The following is a 16,637-nucleotide window of genomic DNA, read 5'->3' on the forward strand; positions in this document are numbered from 1 at the left end:
GGGCTTACACATGAATCTGAATAATCAACCATCTATTGATGAACTGGCTCGCATGTTCGCAGCACACAAGGACAGCCTGGACAGCCATATCCTGTGGATCAGCAAGACCGGCCAGGTCCATATGGACTGCCTCTCGCCTTTCACCCAGGAAGACGAATTCGAGAAGAGCCAGGCAGACTTGTGTGCGCGGCTGAAGATGTACCGCCGTGGCCAAGGCTACGTGGGCAAGAAGGCCGCAGCCGACAAGGACTTCATGGGCCGCGTGCTGCAAACGCTGACCCAAACCTGGCAATCGGTGCGGGACACTGCCGAGGTCCGGGTCGTCGACCGCCTCTGCTGATATCACACATACAAAAGGGCCCGCTCCTGACTCAGGAGCGGGCTCTTTTTTTGGCCCCGAGGGTCTGTATGAAATGTGTTCGCGCGAAGGCCAGACAAGGCGAAACGGGGCGAGGAAGCGCAGTGTACTGGAGTACATGAGCATTCCGAGCCCCGTTTCAACGCAGTATGGGTGAGTACGGATACATTTCGTACAGAGCCTTAGAACACCGACCAGCCAATCCTTTGGCTGAGCAATTCCAGCGCCGCCATGCCGGCCAGCGAGTTGCCAGCCGCGTTGAGCTCCGGCGACCAGACGCACACGGTGAACTGTCCTGGCACCACCGCGACGATCCCGCCGCCGACGCCGCTCTTGCCCGGCAGGCCGACACGGTAGGCGAAATTGCCCGCCTCGTCGTACAGGCCGCTGGTGGCCATGATGGAATTGACTTGCTGGGTCTGGCGAGCGCTGAGAATCTGCTCGCCGCTGTGCTTGCAGAAACCGTCGTTGGCCAGGAAGCAGAACGCCCGGGCCAGGTCGATGCAGTTCATTCGCAGCGCGCAGTGGCTGAAATAACTGCGCAGCACCGCTTCCACGTCGTTATGGAAGTTGCCGAACGATTGCATCAGGTAGGCCATCGCCGCGTTGCGGGCACGGTGCTGGTACTCCGACTCGGCGACCTTGCCGTCGACCAGTATCTGGGGGTTACCCGACAGCCGCCGTACAAAATCACGCATCGACAGCGCCGGAGCTGCGAAGCGTGACTGGTTGATGTCACAGATTACCAACGCGCCGGCGTTGATGAACGGGTTGCGCGGACGGCCGCGTTCGAACTCCAGTTGCACCAAGGAGTTGAAGGGCTGGCCGGAGGGCTCATGGCCCAAGCGTTCCCAGATGGCCTCCCCGGAATGCTCGATGGCCTGAACCAGGCTGAATACCTTGGAGATACTCTGCACCGAGAACGCTGTCTCGGCGTCGCCCGCGCAATATATCTCGCCATCATTGCTGTACACGGCAATGCCCAACTGATTGGCCGCCACGGTGCCGAGGGCGGGGATGTAGTCGGCCACCTTGCCCTGGCCGATCAGGGGACGAACCGTATCGAGGATCTCGTTCAACAGTGCTTGCATGTGCGCAGGGGTCCGATCATTCCCCATTCGAGTGCGGGGATACAGACGCTAGACGCCGACGGGGAGGTTCAGAGCACACTGGCTCGGTCCAAAAAACGTGGCGAGGGAGCTTACTCCCGCTGGTCTGTGCTACAGCCCCATTGCTGGTCGCCGCAACCGGACAGACCGAGCGATGGAATGAGGGGCCGCTGCGCGGCTCAGCGGGGGCAAGCTTCCTCGCCACAAAAACAGCGTCCGGCCATGACTTTCTAAAAGTTGCGGGGGCGCTAGTCGCAAGATCCAACGGTCTATAGTCAAGGATCAACCGGCAGGAGGTAAACGATGCGCCAGATCATGCAAAAAGAACCCTGGTGGGCCGCGCCGCCCCAGCCTGGGCAGGATGAAAACGAACTGGAATGGGGCTGGCTGGTGATCTACAGCGAAGGCGAGCCGCGCTTCGAATTTATCAAGGAGCGTCCCACGGACGAACAGATCCGCCATCGCAAGGGCTGTCGCGTCACGCTGGGGTCTGACTAGGGAACAGACACCGGTCATGGAGCAATGGCGCGCAGTTGCACCGGCCGATCGGCAAGGTCCGCTTCCACCAGGTTGCCATCGATTTCCCCGGCCAGGTAATACACCGCAGCCATCACCCCGCTGAGGGGATGCTTGAGAGATTTGAACCAGGCTTCGTCGAACGCGGCGCTCAGGCTCTTGCGGATGTGCCCTTCCATTTCTTCCCGTTCGCCCTCGTGGATCATCGCCCGGATGCCCGCCACGCCCACTGAAATCAGCGCCCCGGCCGCCTTTCCAGCCACGGCCGCCGCCGCACCGGCCGCCCCTCGGGTGACGAATTGGGCTTCGATCCTTTCGCTGGTGCGTTGCGCCACCGTGGCGATCACCGCGTCCGACGGACCTGAACCGGTGTCTGCCGCCTTGTCGACATGATCGATCAACGCCGCGTAGGCCGGCAGTGTATTGAGCGGTTCGGTGTGGACCATTTCGTACAACGACGCATTGCGTGCCGCTGGCGGGCCCAGGTTGATGGCCGTGATGCTGTGCAGACGCCGGTTCATCACTTCGGGTGGGATGCGATGTCGCTGGGCGATCACCTGGATCTGCTGATTGAGCAGGCGCAAGTAATAACCCGTCGCATTGGCCCTGATTGCCTCGGGATCGATTTCCACCGCCACGGGTTCCAACACCTGCTCGCGATATTGTGCCTGCAAGTACACCGACAGCCGCTTGGCCGCCGAATCCGCCTCGCCCTCGGCGCTGGCCGAATACCAGCTGACTTTCAGGGCCAGCCATTCCTGGGTCCAGTAACTGCTGAACCAGGGGATGAACTCGGCCTCCGTGCGCTCGTAGACCAGCACCCGCCAATGCTCCATTGAGCCATGCGCATACAGCTGAGCCTGTTCAAGGGCACTTTTCGACGCGACGATGATTTGTCGGTCAACCTGTCGCCACGTGTCCTGGGCAATCGCGACCGTGGCCACCGGCTGGCCGCGCTGAGACGTGGCGCACCCCGCCAGAACGAGCATCACGACCAGCATCAGCGAACGCAGCACCATTGCGCCACCGGGCACCAAGGGTTCCAGGGATTTGAGTATAGGCGTTGGAATCGGGTCGGTTTCTGTGGAGAGGGTCGCAGCAGTTAGAACCGAGTGAAATGCGCGAACTGCCAGTCCTGCGCCGGGTCGTCCGTTGATGGATTGGGGCTGGCGCCACTCGGTGTCCAATCAGTGCGCTGCCCGGCCAGTGTGCCTAGGTAAGGCCTGGCGATTTCCAGCACGCGCTCGTGATCCATCTGTTCGGGCTCGACGATGCCTCGGTCCGGATGCTCGACCGCCCAGACAACCCCCGACAGCACACCCGCCGCTACTTGCAGGCTGGTGGCGTTGTTGAACGGCACCAGCGCGCGGGCTTCATCGATACTCAACAGCGAGCCGAACCAGTAGGCGTTAAGCTCATGTCCCATGAACAAAACGCCCAAGGCGTCTATGCCGCCGCTGTCGATTTCACCGTTGAGGATGCGCTGCCGGGTTTGTGCCTGCCAGCCTCGGCCGATCAGTTCGTGCACCGACAGCAAGGCATCGTTGCAAGGATGGTAGGCGTAATGAAGGGTGGGTCGATAAAGCAACTTGCGCTGATCCTTCAAGGTCAGCAGGTCGGCTGTCGAAGCGGTCTCATGGTGGGTGATCAGCATCCCCAGGCATGGGCCGCCCAGGGGCGTCCAGGTCTTTACCAGCACGCTGGCGCTCGGTCGCTCCAGATAGATCGCGTTCCGACTGCCGAAACGGTGCCGCCGCGCGGATGGCGGCCAGACACGCTCATGGCTGCCCCAACCCAGCTCCGCCGGCTGGGTGCCCTCACTGATAAAGCCGTGGACCGACCAGGTGTTGACGAACTCATCGTCTTCCTTGAGACGCTGGGACCGTTGCGTATCGCGTTCGGCGAAATGAATGACCTTGATACCCATTTCCATGCATAACCGGGCCCAGTCGACGCCCTGGCGATCCTCGGGCAGCGGATGGTTCAGCTGCATGGCCAATTCCACCAGGCCGGCCTTGAGCAGGTGGGTAATCAAGCCTGGGTTGGCCCCGTGGGCAATGATCGCCGTCGGGCCCCTGCCCAGTTTTTTGCGCAAATTCAGGGCTTGATAGCGCAACGCGTAATTGGTGCGCAACGCGTGGTCCAACTGCGGATCGGTGTAGCCCCCCGCCCATGGCTCGACGCAGGTGTCCAGGTAAAAAGCGCCTTTGTCGAAGGCATACGCAATGACTGCCAGGGAGCTGACTTCCACTGACAGGTTGACGATGAAGTCACCCGGCTCGACGAAGCGATCCAGGATTTGCGCGAAATCCGGCTCGGTCAATGCTTCGCGGACGAAATGGATGCCCCGCTCCTTGAACCAGATGTTCTGCTCGATGACCGGTGCGATAACAGTGATCTGCCGGACCTCGATGTGCTCCTGCCCCAGCAGCAAGGGCAAGGTGGCCCGGGCGATGGAGCCGAAGCCGATGAAGACCAGATGGCCGGTGAACGGGACCTGATGTTTCATGTGCTGCTTCCTTGAAGACGGTGTATTTCCCATGAAATAACCGAACGACGACCGAAGCTACTGTCAATGTTGACAGGTGCGGCGCGGCTCGACCCGCGCCGCGCCCTGTGTTCGCTATGAAGTCCCCAGTCCACCGGACAGGTCCGCGCCTGAATGCACACGTCCGTTGGCCGGCTCGACGCCGGGTTCATCACGATGCTCGGTGGTCTTGCTTACCGTGTCACGCACCGTTTCATACCCCTCGCGCGCCTTTTGCTTGGCTTTGTCGGCCAGGTCGGCACTGGTCTTGCCCATCACTCGCTGTTCGGTGGTGGTACTGGGCAAGGCCGCTCCCAACATCGCGCCCAAGGCTATACCCGCCGCCGCCATCATCAACGGCTGCTCCTTGAGCAAGCGGCTGAACTGATCGCCCAGGTCGTGGGAGCCCTGGGTCATGCGCTCACCCGTTTCATGGGCGCTGCGCCGGGCTTGTCGGGCACCGGAGCCCAAACCTTCGGCCAGATGCGAGGCCTTGTCCTTGAGATGGTGGAAACCCTCACGCAAGGAGTCGGTGGTGTCGTGCAGATGGTTCCGGGCACTGCCCACGCCACTGGCGAGCCCCTCGGTCCAGCCGCCGGTGTCCTGGTCGGGTCCGACGCGATAGCCAACCCGAGGCGGATGGTTCTGGCCGAGCATCAGCCAGCACAATCCGACCGTGGTCAGTACCGTCGGCACGGGGTTGTTGCGTACTGTGGTGCCCAGGTTGCCGAAGAACTCCGCGCCGTTGCCCTTCACCAGGCCCAAGGCCTGGTCGAGCATCTGGCCCGGGGTGAATTTGCTGCCCAGGGCATCGACGATATGGCTGATATGGGCACGCTGCTCATCGATCTCGCGCTCGATGGCCTCCGGGCTCTTTTCCGATTCTGTTTTGAATTCATCCTTCATGAGGCTTTCCTCCGCAGGGCTTCCTGGTCTTTGTTCAAGGCGTCGAGCGTTCGGTCAGGCTTGAAATGGGACGGTTCGAATTGCTTCTTGCCGGACTGCACCATGACGAAACCGATGATCATCACCACGACGCCAACGATCAGCGCGGCCAACCAGGGCGCCATCATCGTGCTCAGGCCATACACCACGGCCATCAGCAAGATGATGAAGCCGGCCATCAGCACCATTGCGCCGCCCGCCACACCGGCGATACCGGCTTTCAAGGTGTTGAGGCTGGCCTGGAATTCCGCCTTGGCCAGGGCCAGTTCCTTGGTGAACAGTGAGGGCACCTCGTGGGTCAACTGCCGGAGCAGGCCCATGACCGAGGCATCGCTTTCGGGCGCCGGGGCCCCTGCGGGACGCTGGATATCCGGGTCTGGTCGATTCATCACAATTCTCCTCTGGTATTGGCCGAGCCCGGCAGCGAGCCGGTGGCTGAATCACTGGGATGGTCCTGCACGCTGGGTGAAGTCGGGGTAACGCCGGTGGCAAGGCCGCTGCTGCTTGTCGCGGCACCCGGACCGATAGGATCAGGTATCGGGTCGAAAGGCTGAGTGCCGGACCCTTCGGTCGATGGCTCCGTCTGTTCGGCGGCAGGGTTGTCGACTTCGGTGGCGACCGGCGAGGTGCCGGCCTTGAGGAACCGCGACAGTCCGAAACCCACGGCAATACTGCCAGCGAGGAACAGGCCGGGGTTCTCTCGCGCCAGCCGCGAGCCATCGTGCAGCAGCTGCTCGGCGCTCTTGTTGCGCAGTTTGCTGGCCAGGCCGCTCATGTTATCGGCCATGTCCGCCAGGTAATGCGACAAGCCCAGCGTGTCGTTGGCTTCGAGTTCCGACATGGCCGACTTGGCGCTACGCGCCAATGCATCGATCTGGTCCGCCGCGGTATCGCGGTACTGGCCAAAATGCGCATCGGCCTGCTCTCGGGCGCTGCCGATGGCTTCGTTCACGTCATCCTTGATGTGGTTCAGGGGCTCTTCAGCTCGCCCCTGGCTTGCGGTGCCGCTTTGTCGCTCGGGGTTGTTGTCCGGGATAGTCATGTCTGTCCATCGCCTCCGTGATGAAAAACTCAACATCAGGCACTGCCTGGGCAGATGCCTGGATCAGTGCCTCTCAGAACAAGTGACGGGACGCATGGGAGCCGAGTTCCAACGAGTTTGAGGGTTGCACGCCGTGTGGTCGCCGACGCCGTTGGGTTGGGTTTCGTTAAAAAAAAGGGCATTGGTGCGTACACCAATGCCCGATCCAACCCTGGTCCAACAGACCAACCGACGCTCCTATCCAGCCTCAACCCAGCGCGGTATCCAGAAACATCATGACCGCGAACCCCATCATCAGCCCGAGGGTCGCTGGCGTTTCGTGGCCGTTGCGGTGGGTTTCGGGAATCACTTCATGGGACACCACAAAGATCATCGCACCCGCCGCCAGCCCCAGGCTTATGGGGTACGCCACGGCCACGCCAGAAGACATGCCCAGGCCGATCACCGCGCCCAGCGGCTCCATCAACCCTGAGCCGACCGCAATCAGTGCGGCGCGCAACGTGCTGATCCCGGTCACCCGCAGCGCCATGGCGATGGCGAGGCCTTCGGGAATGTCCTGGATCGCAATGGCGGTGGTCAAGGGCAAGCCGACCTTGAGGTCGCCGTTGGCGAAGCTCACGCCTATGGCCATGCCCTCAGGCAAGTTGTGCAAGGTGATCGCCAGGACAAACAACCAGACCCGGTTGATGCGCTTGGCCTCGGGGCCACGCCGGCCACTCAGCTCATGCTCATGGGGGACGAAACGGTCAAGGCCGACCATCAGCAAAACCCCCAGCCCAAGGCCGATCACGACCACAAGGGCGGCAAGCAATTGGTTGCCACATATGATTTGCGCCGCTTCAATGCCGGGCAGGATCAACGAAAAGGAGCTCGCCGCGAGCATCATGCCGGCCGCGAAACCCAACATGATGTCCTGGGTGCGCGATGAAATATCGCGCAGCACCACCGCCATCAGCGCCCCCAGGGCGGTGGCGGCGAAGCCGGAGGTTCCGCCCAGCGCTGCATAGCCCAGGTTCTGGCGGTCGGCGCCCACCAGCGCGTTATAGCCGCTATACAGCAACAGCACCGCGACCAGCGCCAATCCAAGCCAGAAGGTCACCCCCAGCAGCAGATTGTTTTGCACAGGATCAAGCCAGGTACGCCAGGGCGATCGAATCCGGGAGGTGGGCTGGTCCATCTAATGTCCTTGTCGATTAGCCGCGCGAAGCCCGCCCGTCCCCCCTGATGGCGGGACGGGCGGGCGATATGTTCAGGCGAGAGGGCCCAAGCCCCCTCGCCGGTTTATTACAGTTTGTCACCTTGCATCCCCGAACCCAAGTCGGCGCCTGTCGTAGGATCGCTTTCAGGGTTGGACATCGTCCGCGCCTTCATGTCCATCAGCAGCGCTTCGTCTTTCTCACTCAACTGCACAGTGGCCATGCCATCTCCGCCATCGACCGCTGGCGTTGGGTTCTCGACGAATTCCCAATCGTCGCCCTGATTCCAAGGACCGCGCACCGAGGGTTCGCCCTGGGACATATTGAAGTACACATTGGTGAACTCCGGCATGCCAGGCAATTTCCCTTGTGGGAAGTTGGGCTGGATGGAATGGAGGGCTTTTTCGAAGGACAGCTGGTGGGCGATTTCACGGGTCATCAGGAAGCCCAGGGCTTCTTTTACACCCGGGTCATCAGTGACATTCATCAGCCGCTCATAAACGATTTTCGCCCGGGCTTCGGCGGCGATGTTCGAACGCATGTCCGCCGTGGGCTCACCGATGGTGTCGATGTAGGCCGCGGTCCAAGGCACACCGGCCGAGTTGGTCAGCGGCGAGCCTGCGCCATACAGCACGCTGGTGATGTGGGAATCGTTGCCGGCGCCGTTGATCTCGCGATACAGCTGGCCCTCTTGTTCGACACCTTCGGCCATCTTGCCCTTGGCGCCCTTGTTCAACATCACGATGATCGAGCCGATCACCTCCAGGTGGCTGAGCTCCTCGGTGGCGATGTCCATCAGCAGGTCCTTGCGGCCAGGATCATCTTCGGACAGGGCCTGGGTGAAATAACGGGACGCTGCGGCCAATTCGCCTTGGGCGCCACCAAACTGTTCGAGCAACAGGTTAGCGAGTCCTGGATTGGGCTCGGCGACGCGCACGGTATATTGCAATCGTTTGTTATGAATGAACATGATTGAACTCCTCGGTCAGGACACAGTTCATGGGAAACCCTGCCGACGACAGGCCCATGAAAGTCAGAAGAAGTTAAACAGATAAAATTTATTTTTTATTCACGACATAAGACGAACGGTCACTGTGGTTATACAAAAACCAACCCGCCTTGAATAATGAATAATTAAGCGAAGCCGGGCATGACATGCCCGACTGTAAACACACTTTAATAAGCGGCTGGTACAGGCCTCATGCCAGCGACATGAGGCCCGTAGACCACGGGGCATTACGATTTACGACCGCCACCGTGGCTATTTTCACCGCCTTTCTTGCCAGCTTCGGAGGCTTTTTCCCGATCATTTGCAAAGTTGCCGCCAGACGCCTGGCCACCTTTCTTGCCGGCTTCCGATGCCCGTTCAGGGTCATTGGCAAAATTGCCACCCGAGGCTTGTCCACCTTTGCGGCCCGCCTCTGCGGCACGTTCCGGATCGTTGGCAAAATTGCCACCCGACATGTGGCCACCCTTACGACCGGCCTCGGCTGCGCGTTCCGGATCGTTGGCGAAGTTGCCACCCGATGCTTGGCCGCCTTTCTTGCCGGCTTCCGATGCCTTTTCACGATCGTTAGCGAAATTGCCAGGGTTGTTATTACCTGTATTTGCCATTTCATTCACCTCGTTAGTTGCTATTTGCGAACCCCGTTGGCTCGTACTTATTCGGAAAACATGCCGCATCCAAGGTTTGAAGAAAGTGCTTCAAACGGCGACGAACGGTCAATGCTTAATTTATATACCGCTGCGCTTGGAATGAATTGAAATTCGCTATCACCCAAGCGGCGATCAATTAACGCCATCAAGATGCTCAACTTTATGGGAGCCACCTGCTCGCAAATGCGATGTCTCAGTCGATATGAATATCGAACTCTGAACTGCTTCGCGAACAGGTTCGCTCTCACAATGGCTTTACTCTGAACATCTAAATACAGTGCGTGTCTTTCCACGCTGTCCGCCAAGGGCCGAGTGGCGCCGGCACCCCATTGCACCGGTCTCGTCACCCTGGCCTCGCGCCGTTCCAGGAAGCCAAAACTCGCGGGCTGCCGGTGTTGTCTTGCACCACCGCACTGACCGGCTTGCGGTGTCCGGGTACCCTGTCGCCGATACCCGGATAAAGCGTGATTCAGGGCGAGATCGGGTCGCTGGCCGGGAACGTCTCTTCCAGCGCTTCATCCAGTTGATCGTTGGTAATGTCCCGTTCGCCAACTTTGCCACTGCGTTCGCAATGGCAATCCTGCGCCGGGCACGGCTCGCCGTTGGGGTGTTGTTCCGCGCAGGCCTGGCTGCAATAAGCCTCGCCGTCGTGATTGAACACCCGCTCGGGATCGACGTCGCAGTGACAGCCGGGGCAGCCACATTTCAATTCACTCATGCTCCTCCTCCTGCATTCGCGCTATCAGGATCCCACCAGCAACTGCACCTCAAGGTTCGCTGCCGCAACGCCATGCTTGGCGACATACACTTCATCAACCCAACCTTTGGTCAGGTTGCGATAAGTTTGGGTGCCCACGGCCGTGCCGCTGTCCCATTCAATGATGTCGCCGATGTCAACGTCGTTGGCGGGGCCCAGTTCGAGCACCGTGTGGCCATCCTCTTGCGCCACGTAGACGCCGACCCTGGCGCTTTGTCGATTGATGGCTCTCACCTCTCCGGTGGTCTGCTTCATACCTGTCCTCTATCGTTTTGACGGCAGGTTGGGACGTGGCCGGAGCAACCGGCCGCGCCTTTCATGCAAGCTCCAACCTCAGCGCTTGGCTTCGGTATGCGGGTTGGCCGAACGCTCCAGGAATGCCTGGGTGATTTCCGGCAAATGGTCGCGCAGCCAATCGGCCATCGCGATTTCCTGGGGCAGGATCTGCTCGCAAGCCCTTTGGGTTTCCACGTCGCCGGCCACTTTCGCCGCTTCGATCAGCACCGTGTAGGAAGCAATCTCGAGGTTTTCGAAAACGTAGCCACTCATGGCACCCTTGACCACTTCGTCACTCATCGCCATGCCGCCCATGGCCTGACCGAACGCCATCAGCTTGCCGGCCATGTCCTTGAGCATCGAGGGGCTGCCGCCCAGGCGCTGGATGCACCCTTCGACCAACCTTTGCTGCCCGAGCGTCTCTTCGATGTGCTGTTCGATTCGGGCCTTGAGCACCGGATAATGTTCCAGGCGCTCGGCCTGGGCCTTGAGCATTTTCTCCGCTTGCTGTTCCATGGCGTGAGCATCGTTGAGCCAATCCAGCAGGTTCTCTTTAGGGGTTGCCATTGCGTTCTCCTTATTCAGTGTCATTGGCGCACTGCAGTGCGAAAGCTCTGAAATACCGCACATAGGGTGGATGTCCGCCGCGCCGGGAAAGTTTGAAGAAACAGCATCGGAGGGCGACGAAAGGCGTACCGCGGACCCGATGCTAACCTCTACGATTCAAGGCCAGCGGAGCACAGCAATGCCCGACGATCTTCACCGTGAACCCATCGAACAACTGCAGGAATACCTGTCCGGGCGCCGTTTCCTGGTGCTGACGGGCGCGGGAATCAGCACCCCTTCCGGCATCCCCGACTACCGTGACAGCGACGGCGTTCGTCGGGGCCGGCAACCGATGATGTACCAGGAGTTTCTCGCCAAACCCGAGGCGCGAAGACGCTACTGGGCGCGGGCCATGCTGGGCTGGCCACGCCTGCGCCAAGCGCGCCCGAACCTGGCCCACGAGGCCCTTGCAGCGTTGCAGGCGGCGGAGCGCATCAGCGCGCTGATCACACAGAATGTCGACGCCCTGCACGACCGGGCCGGAAGCCGCCAGGTCATCGAGCTGCACGGCAGCTTGCATCGAGTGCTGTGCCTCGATTGCGGCCAGCGCAGCGAGCGGCAGCACATCCAGGCCTTGATGGAAACCGAGAACCCCTACCTGACCGGTGTCGACGCAGTGCAGGCGCCCGATGGCGACACGCTGCTGGACCCGGCGTTCGAGGCACGCTTCCAGGTTCCGCGTTGCCCCCATTGCGCGGGTGAACGCCTGAAACCGGATGTGGTTTTTTTCGGTGAAAACGTCGCCGCACCCACCGCCGCTCGCGCCATGGAAGCCGTTGAACAAGCGGATGGATTGTTGGTGGTGGGATCGTCATTGATGGCCTATTCGGCGTTTCGCCTGTGCCGGGCAATCAAGGACCAGGGCAAGCCGCTGCTGGCGATCAACCGGGGCAAGACCCGGGCCGATGAGTTGCTGGATTTGAAGGTTGAAATGCCGTGTGAGCAGCTATTGCCGCTGCTGACCTGAAGCTCGCTCCCACAGGTCCTGATCCTTGAACGTATCGAACAACGCCTGCGCCGCCGCCGACAGCTCGTAGCCCGGCTTGGTCAGGACGCCGATGGCTCGTTCTATGACCGGCTCGCCAAGGGTGATGCAGCGGGCGCCCAGCTCGTGCATCTGGCCGACGCACAGGGCCGGCACGGCGCTCACGCCCAGGCCGCTGGCAACCATCCGCCCGACCGTCGCCAGTTGGTGGCTCTCGAATTCCACGGGCAGTTTCATGCCTCGGGATTGCAGATGCTCCTCCAGCATCACCCGCACGGTAGAGGGCCGTTGCAAGGTGATGAACGGCTGTTCCAATAGAGTCTCCCACTGGAGTTCGTCGCGCTGGGCCAATGGCGAATCCAGCGGCACCACCGCGACGAAACGGTCCAGGTACAACGGCGTGAACACCAGCGACGAACCCTGCATCGGCTCGAACGCCACCCCCAGCTCCACGTGGCGATCGCGGACCATTTCCAGCACCTGTTCATTGATCACGTCGTTGACCGTGACGTTGACATTTGGGAACCGCGCGCGGAAGGTCTTGAGGATCGGCGGCAGCAGGTTGCCGGCGAAGGATGGCATCGCGGCCAAGGTCACACGGCCACGCTGCAAGGTGAAACGCTGGCGCATTTCGTCTTCGGCGTTATCCCAATCGGCCACCAGCCGGCGGGCCAGTGGCAGCAGTGATTCGCCTTCGGGGGTCAACGCGACGTTACGCGTATTGCGGCTGAACAGACGGCCACCGAGGCCCTCTTCCAGCGCCTTGATCGTCAGGCTCAGGGCCGATTGAGAGAGGTGCAACCGCTCGCAAGCGACGGCGAAGCTCAGGCTTTGGGCGACGGCAAGGAAAGCGCGGATTTGCTTGAGGGTCATAGTCGCTAACGCTCCCAGCGGCGAGTGGTCAGTTTCGAGCTGCAAGCTTATGCCAGCTATTATTGAGTTTTATCAATCAATGCAACGTAAAAATCAACTTAACAAATATATGACTTGGCGCAACACTGCATTCCATCGCGACCCCATTCAAGAATAAAAGAGGTGTCTATGGCAGGTTTCGACAAACGCGTGAGCTCTTACGAAGAGGCGCTGGACGGCTTGAAGGACGGCATGACCGTCATCGCCGGCGGCTTCGGTCTATGCGGCATTCCAGAGAACCTGATCGCCGAGATCAAGCGCAAGGGCACCCGCGACCTTACCGTGGTTTCCAACAACTGCGGCGTTGACGGTTTCGGCCTCGGCGTCCTGCTGGTGGACCGGCAGATTCGCAAGGTGGTGGCTTCCTACGTGGGCGAAAACGCCCTGTTCGAACAGCAATTGCTGAGTGGCGAAATCGAAGTCGTGCTCACCCCCCAAGGCACCCTCGCCGAAAAAATGCGTGCGGGCGGCGCAGGCATCCCGGCGTTCTTCACCGCCACCGGCGTCGGCACCCCCGTGGCCGAAGGTAAGGAAGTACGCGAGTTCCACGGTCGCCAGTACCTGATGGAAGAATCCATCACCGGCGACTTCGCCATCGTCAAAGGTTGGAAAGCCGACCATTTCGGCAATGTGATCTATCGCCACACCGCTCAGAACTTCAATCCCCTGGCCGCCACGGCGGGCAAGATCACCGTGGTGGAAGTCGAAGAAATCGTCGAGCCCGGCGAGCTGGACCCGGCACAAATCCATACTCCAGGCATCTACGTCGACCGGGTCATCTGCGGCACGTTTGAAAAGCGCATCGAACAGCGCACCGTGCGTAAGTGATCCCCTGCCCCCGGCCCGAATGAAGGAATGACACCATGGCACTTTCCCGCGAACAAATGGCTCAGCGCGTCGCCCGCGAAATGCAAGACGGCTATTACGTAAACCTCGGTATCGGCATCCCGACCCTGGTCGCCAACTACATCCCCGAAGGCATGGAAGTCATGTTGCAATCGGAAAATGGCCTGCTCGGCATGGGCGCGTTTCCCACCGAAGCAGAAGTCGACGCTGACATGATCAACGCCGGCAAACAAACCGTCACCGCGCGCATCGGCGCGTCGATCTTTTCGTCCGCCGAATCGTTCGCGATGATTCGCGGCGGCCACATCGACCTGACCGTGCTCGGCGCGTTCGAGGTGGACGTCGAAGGCAATATCGCCTCATGGATGATCCCCGGCAAGCTGGTCAAGGGCATGGGCGGCGCAATGGACCTGGTGGCCGGTGCCGAGAACATCATCGTCACCATGACCCACGCGTCCAAGGACGGTGAGTCGAAATTGCTGCCTCGCTGCAGCCTGCCGCTGACCGGCGCCGGGTGCATCAAGCGCGTGCTCACCGACCTGGCCTACCTGGAAATCCAGGACGGCGCCTTTATTCTCAAGGAACGCGCCCCGGGCGTCAGCGTCGAGGAAATCGTCGCCAAGACCGCCGGCAAGCTGATCGTGCCGGACCACGTCCCTGAAATGCAGTTCGCTGCCCAGTGAGGAGAGATTCGATGCAAGAAGTCGTGATTGTCGCCGCTACCCGTACCGCCATCGGCAGTTTCCAGGGTTCGCTCGCTTCCATTCCCGCGCCGGAGCTCGGTGCCGCAGTGATTCGTCGGCTGCTGGAACAGACTGGTCTGGCTGGCGAACAGGTCGATGAAGTGATCCTCGGCCAAGTGCTGACCGCAGGCTCCGGGCAGAACCCGGCGCGCCAGGCGTCGATCCTCGCCGGCCTGCCCCACGCCGTGCCGGCGCTGACCTTGAACAAGGTTTGCGGCTCAGGCCTCAAAGCGCTGCACCTGGGCGCCCAGGCGATTCGCTGTGGCGATGCCGACGTGATCATCGCCGGCGGCATGGAAAACATGAGCCTGGCCCCCTATGTGTTGCCAGCCGCCCGCACCGGCTTGCGCATGGGCCACGCGAAAATGATCGACAGCATGATCACCGACGGTTTGTGGGACGCGTTCAACGATTACCACATGGGCATCACCGCCGAGAACCTGGTGGACAAGTACAGCATCAGCCGCGAGGCGCAAGATGCCTTCGCCGCCGCGTCCCAGCAGAAAGCCGTCGCCGCCATCGAAGGCGGCCGCTTCGCCGATGAGATCACGCCGATTCTGATTCCCCAGCGCAAGGGCGATCCGGTGGCCTTTGCCGTCGACGAACAACCGCGCGCCGGCACCACCGCCGAATCCCTGGGCAAGCTCAAGCCGGCGTTCAAGAAAGACGGCAGCGTCACGGCGGGCAATGCGTCCTCGCTGAACGATGGCGCCGCCGCCGTGATCCTGATGAGCGCAGAAAAAGCCAAGGCGCTGGGTTTGCCGGTGCTGGCAAAGATCAGTGCCTACGCCAACGCCGGCGTCGACCCGGCGATCATGGGCATCGGCCCGGTCTCGGCCACTCGTCGTTGCCTGGACAAGGCCGGTTGGTCGCTTGACCAACTGGACCTGATCGAGGCCAACGAAGCCTTCGCCGCACAGTCCTTGGCCGTCGCCAAGGAACTGGAATGGGACATGGACAAGGTCAACGTCAACGGCGGCGCCATCGCATTGGGCCATCCAATCGGGGCTTCGGGCTGCCGAGTGCTGGTGACGCTGCTGCATGAAATGATCAAGCGCGACGCCAAGAAAGGCCTCGCGACACTCTGCATCGGCGGCGGCCAAGGCGTTGCCCTCGCGCTGGAACGGGCGTAACCGACAACAGGCACAACGGTGGCCGCGCGGACCCACGACATTCGCGCAGTCACCGGCACCACCACCGGCGCGACCTTGGTTGCGCCGGTTTTTTTATGCCTTGAGTTTGGGTTGTCCAATCTGGCCCCATCGCGAGCAAGCTCGTTCCCACAAGGGTGCTTTGGTATCCGCAGACGCACTGTTCACCCCAAATCCCCTGTGGGAGCGAGCTTGCTCGCGATGGCGGTGGGTCACGTGACGATGATCCGTCAGCCCCCCGCACCCAACCGGTCACGACTGTTGGTCAGGTGCAGCCACATGGCCGCGCGGGCGGCGTCGGGGTCCTGGCGCTTGATGGCGTTGTAAATCGCTTCGTGCTCCAGGTTGGCAAATTGCGCAAGCCTGCCCAGGTCCGCCTGGCCACGTTCGGCCATGTTCACCCGCGTACGGGGAATCATCGCACTGCCCAAGTGCTGCATGATTTCGACAAAACAGGTGTTGTCCGTGGCTTCGGCGATCAACAGGTGGAAACGCCGGTCAGCCTCGACGCAGCTGTCATTGCTGCTGAGCAACCGCTGATAGTCATCCAAGGCCTCGCGCATCTGCTGCAATTGCCGTTCGCTGCGACGCTGGGCAGCCAAAGCGGCGGCCTGGGTCTCAAGCCCCAAGCGCAATTCCAGGATTCCCCGAACGCCCGCCGCGGTATCGACGTTGAGCCTCAGCCCTTGCTCTCCCGTTTGTTCCAGCACGAAAGTGCCTATGCCGTGGCGTGTCTCCACCAGCCCCGAGGCCTGCAACTTGGAAATCGCCTCGCGCACCACCGTGCGGCTGACGCCATGCTCTTGCACGATGGCGCCCTCGGACGGCAACTTCTGCCCCGGCTTCAACTGCCCAAGCAAAATGCTCTGGCTCAACTTCGCCACCAAGTCATGGGCCAGGTTGTGGGCGCGCTTGCGCAGGGGCGCTTCAATGTCTTGCTGCATGTGCCAGGGTTCCTTGAAGACAAGCGTGTCGATCCTATCACTGGCAGGGTTGGATTTGTGCATCGGCG

The 16,637-nt window shown here is 61.2% G+C and carries 20 protein-coding genes and 1 pseudogene; 6 read left to right on the forward strand and 15 right to left on the reverse strand.

The window, feature by feature from the left end; translation table 11 throughout:
- The first annotated feature begins 10 nt into the window (after positions 1-10).
- Positions 11-340, forward strand: coding sequence for a hypothetical protein (locus tag ACLK1G_RS05615; protein ID WP_420764524.1), 330 nt, complete (start codon positions 11-13; stop codon positions 338-340).
- Positions 341-540: 200 nt separating this feature from the next.
- Here the strand turns inward: ACLK1G_RS05615 and glsB are convergent, their stop codons facing one another.
- A complete protein-coding gene (gene glsB, locus ACLK1G_RS05620) occupies positions 541-1,449 on the reverse strand; it encodes a glutaminase B (protein WP_420764525.1) in 909 nt (302 codons plus the stop codon).
- Between the two features lie 321 nt (positions 1,450-1,770).
- Here glsB and ACLK1G_RS05625 point away from each other — a divergent pair, with 321 nt between their 5' ends.
- Positions 1,771-1,965 (forward strand): hypothetical protein, encoded by a 195-nt coding sequence (locus ACLK1G_RS05625; RefSeq protein WP_420764526.1) that lies wholly within the window; start codon positions 1,771-1,773, stop codon positions 1,963-1,965.
- A gap of 14 nt (positions 1,966-1,979) precedes the next feature.
- On the opposite strand, the gene ACLK1G_RS05630 is transcribed toward ACLK1G_RS05625, so the two are convergent.
- The 12 genes and pseudogenes from ACLK1G_RS05630 to ACLK1G_RS05685 all read right to left on the reverse strand — a co-directional run bounded on the left by ACLK1G_RS05630 (position 1,980) and on the right by ACLK1G_RS05685 (position 10,949).
- Entirely contained in the window at positions 1,980-2,999 is a 1,020-nt protein-coding gene (locus ACLK1G_RS05630; RefSeq protein ID WP_420764832.1) for a hypothetical protein, read from the reverse strand.
- A gap of 86 nt (positions 3,000-3,085) precedes the next feature.
- On the reverse strand, positions 3,086-4,492 hold the full coding sequence (locus ACLK1G_RS05635) for a saccharopine dehydrogenase C-terminal domain-containing protein (protein WP_420764527.1): 1,407 nt from the start codon (positions 4,490-4,492) through the stop codon (positions 3,086-3,088).
- Positions 4,493-4,606: 114 nt separating this feature from the next.
- A complete protein-coding gene (locus ACLK1G_RS05640; protein WP_420764528.1) occupies positions 4,607-5,416 on the reverse strand; it encodes a DUF3618 domain-containing protein in 810 nt (269 codons plus the stop codon).
- Positions 5,413-5,844, reverse strand: coding sequence for a phage holin family protein (locus ACLK1G_RS05645; protein WP_420764529.1), 432 nt, complete (start codon positions 5,842-5,844; stop codon positions 5,413-5,415). The genes ACLK1G_RS05640 and ACLK1G_RS05645 overlap by 4 nt, the downstream gene beginning before the upstream one ends.
- The gene (locus tag ACLK1G_RS05650; protein ID WP_420764530.1) at positions 5,844-6,497 is read right to left on the reverse strand and encodes a hypothetical protein; all 654 of its coding nucleotides are present in this window, start codon (positions 6,495-6,497) and stop codon (positions 5,844-5,846) included. Before ACLK1G_RS05650 ends, ACLK1G_RS05645 begins: the two co-directional genes overlap by 1 nt.
- A gap of 247 nt (positions 6,498-6,744) precedes the next feature.
- Positions 6,745-7,674 (reverse strand): ZIP family metal transporter, encoded by a 930-nt coding sequence (locus ACLK1G_RS05655; RefSeq protein ID WP_420764531.1) that lies wholly within the window; start codon positions 7,672-7,674, stop codon positions 6,745-6,747.
- 107 nt (positions 7,675-7,781) lie between these two features.
- A complete protein-coding gene (locus tag ACLK1G_RS05660; protein WP_420764532.1) occupies positions 7,782-8,663 on the reverse strand; it encodes a manganese catalase family protein in 882 nt (293 codons plus the stop codon).
- A gap of 266 nt (positions 8,664-8,929) precedes the next feature.
- Positions 8,930-9,157 carry a con-10 family general stress protein gene (locus ACLK1G_RS05665; RefSeq protein WP_346656878.1) on the reverse strand — a complete coding sequence of 76 codons (228 nt, stop codon included), beginning with the start codon at positions 9,155-9,157 and terminating at the stop codon, positions 8,930-8,932.
- Positions 9,152-9,376, reverse strand: a pseudogene (locus ACLK1G_RS05670) (con-10 family general stress protein); the annotation flags it as partial. The pseudogene ACLK1G_RS05670 and the gene ACLK1G_RS05665, both read right to left, overlap by 6 nt.
- A 442-nt stretch (positions 9,377-9,818) precedes the next feature.
- On the reverse strand, positions 9,819-10,067 hold the full coding sequence (locus tag ACLK1G_RS05675; protein ID WP_420764533.1) for a metallothionein: 249 nt from the start codon (positions 10,065-10,067) through the stop codon (positions 9,819-9,821).
- A gap of 24 nt (positions 10,068-10,091) precedes the next feature.
- Positions 10,092-10,361, reverse strand: a complete 270-nt coding sequence (locus ACLK1G_RS05680; RefSeq protein ID WP_420764534.1) for a hypothetical protein — start codon at positions 10,359-10,361, stop codon at positions 10,092-10,094.
- Between the two features lie 78 nt (positions 10,362-10,439).
- Complete coding sequence (locus ACLK1G_RS05685; protein ID WP_420764535.1) at positions 10,440-10,949, reverse strand: ferritin-like domain-containing protein; 510 nt, start codon at positions 10,947-10,949, stop codon at positions 10,440-10,442.
- Between the two features lie 178 nt (positions 10,950-11,127).
- Between ACLK1G_RS05685 and ACLK1G_RS05690 the strand changes: the two genes are divergently transcribed.
- Positions 11,128-11,955, forward strand: a complete 828-nt coding sequence (locus ACLK1G_RS05690) for an NAD-dependent protein deacetylase (protein ID WP_420764536.1) — start codon at positions 11,128-11,130, stop codon at positions 11,953-11,955.
- Here ACLK1G_RS05690 and ACLK1G_RS05695 read toward each other — a convergent pair.
- Positions 11,935-12,846: a LysR family transcriptional regulator gene (locus ACLK1G_RS05695; protein ID WP_420764537.1), complete on the reverse strand. Its 912-nt coding sequence runs from the start codon at positions 12,844-12,846 to the stop codon at positions 11,935-11,937. The two genes, ACLK1G_RS05690 and ACLK1G_RS05695, sit on opposite strands and share 21 nt — an antisense overlap.
- Before the next feature lie 168 nt (positions 12,847-13,014).
- Here ACLK1G_RS05695 and ACLK1G_RS05700 point away from each other — a divergent pair, with 168 nt between their 5' ends.
- The 3 genes from ACLK1G_RS05700 to ACLK1G_RS05710 are packed head-to-tail and all read left to right on the forward strand — an operon-like array spanning position 13,015 to position 15,607.
- Positions 13,015-13,713: a CoA transferase subunit A gene (locus tag ACLK1G_RS05700; RefSeq protein ID WP_420764538.1), complete on the forward strand. Its 699-nt coding sequence runs from the start codon at positions 13,015-13,017 to the stop codon at positions 13,711-13,713.
- 35 nt (positions 13,714-13,748) lie between these two features.
- Positions 13,749-14,414, forward strand: a complete 666-nt coding sequence (locus ACLK1G_RS05705; RefSeq protein WP_003180355.1) for a CoA transferase subunit B — start codon at positions 13,749-13,751, stop codon at positions 14,412-14,414.
- Between the two features lie 11 nt (positions 14,415-14,425).
- The gene (locus ACLK1G_RS05710; RefSeq protein ID WP_420764539.1) at positions 14,426-15,607 is read left to right on the forward strand and encodes an acetyl-CoA C-acetyltransferase; all 1,182 of its coding nucleotides are present in this window, start codon (positions 14,426-14,428) and stop codon (positions 15,605-15,607) included.
- 248 nt (positions 15,608-15,855) lie between these two features.
- Here ACLK1G_RS05710 and ACLK1G_RS05715 read toward each other — a convergent pair whose 3' ends face one another.
- A complete protein-coding gene (locus ACLK1G_RS05715) occupies positions 15,856-16,569 on the reverse strand; it encodes a FadR/GntR family transcriptional regulator (protein ID WP_420764540.1) in 714 nt (237 codons plus the stop codon).
- Positions 16,570-16,637 lie beyond the last annotated feature (68 nt).

Source organism: Pseudomonas algeriensis (assembly GCF_048847255.1).
In the GTDB taxonomy this organism is placed as follows: Bacteria; Pseudomonadota; Gammaproteobacteria; order Pseudomonadales; family Pseudomonadaceae; genus Aquipseudomonas.

Bases quoted from the DNA above. Each gene is read 5' to 3' on its own strand.
- ACLK1G_RS05650 (WP_420764530.1), bottom strand. From the start codon at position 6,497: ATGACTATCCCGGACAACAACCCCGAGCGACAAAGCGGCACCGCAAGC.
- ACLK1G_RS05695 (WP_420764537.1), bottom strand. From the start codon at position 12,846: ATGACCCTCAAGCAAATCCGCGCTTTCCTTGCCGTCGCCCAAAGCCTG.
- ACLK1G_RS05715 (WP_420764540.1), bottom strand. From the start codon at position 16,569: ATGCAGCAAGACATTGAAGCGCCCCTGCGCAAGCGCGCCCACAACCTG.
- ACLK1G_RS05660 (WP_420764532.1), bottom strand. From the start codon at position 8,663: ATGTTCATTCATAACAAACGATTGCAATATACCGTGCGCGTCGCCGAG.
- ACLK1G_RS05710 (WP_420764539.1), top strand. From the start codon at position 14,426: ATGCAAGAAGTCGTGATTGTCGCCGCTACCCGTACCGCCATCGGCAGT.
- ACLK1G_RS05645 (WP_420764529.1), bottom strand. From the start codon at position 5,844: ATGAATCGACCAGACCCGGATATCCAGCGTCCCGCAGGGGCCCCGGCG.
- ACLK1G_RS05680 (WP_420764534.1), bottom strand. From the start codon at position 10,361: ATGAAGCAGACCACCGGAGAGGTGAGAGCCATCAATCGACAAAGCGCC.
- ACLK1G_RS05640 (WP_420764528.1), bottom strand. From the start codon at position 5,416: ATGAAGGATGAATTCAAAACAGAATCGGAAAAGAGCCCGGAGGCCATC.
- ACLK1G_RS05635 (WP_420764527.1), bottom strand. From the start codon at position 4,492: ATGAAACATCAGGTCCCGTTCACCGGCCATCTGGTCTTCATCGGCTTC.
- ACLK1G_RS05675 (WP_420764533.1), bottom strand. From the start codon at position 10,067: ATGAGTGAATTGAAATGTGGCTGCCCCGGCTGTCACTGCGACGTCGAT.
- ACLK1G_RS05690 (WP_420764536.1), top strand. From the start codon at position 11,128: ATGCCCGACGATCTTCACCGTGAACCCATCGAACAACTGCAGGAATAC.
- ACLK1G_RS05625 (WP_420764526.1), top strand. From the start codon at position 1,771: ATGCGCCAGATCATGCAAAAAGAACCCTGGTGGGCCGCGCCGCCCCAG.
- ACLK1G_RS05700 (WP_420764538.1), top strand. From the start codon at position 13,015: ATGGCAGGTTTCGACAAACGCGTGAGCTCTTACGAAGAGGCGCTGGAC.
- ACLK1G_RS05615 (WP_420764524.1), top strand. From the start codon at position 11: ATGAATCTGAATAATCAACCATCTATTGATGAACTGGCTCGCATGTTC.
- ACLK1G_RS05655 (WP_420764531.1), bottom strand. From the start codon at position 7,674: ATGGACCAGCCCACCTCCCGGATTCGATCGCCCTGGCGTACCTGGCTT.
- ACLK1G_RS05685 (WP_420764535.1), bottom strand. From the start codon at position 10,949: ATGGCAACCCCTAAAGAGAACCTGCTGGATTGGCTCAACGATGCTCAC.
- ACLK1G_RS05665 (WP_346656878.1), bottom strand. From the start codon at position 9,157: ATGTCGGGTGGCAATTTTGCCAACGATCCGGAACGTGCCGCAGAGGCG.
- ACLK1G_RS05705 (WP_003180355.1), top strand. From the start codon at position 13,749: ATGGCACTTTCCCGCGAACAAATGGCTCAGCGCGTCGCCCGCGAAATG.
- glsB (WP_420764525.1), bottom strand. From the start codon at position 1,449: ATGCAAGCACTGTTGAACGAGATCCTCGATACGGTTCGTCCCCTGATC.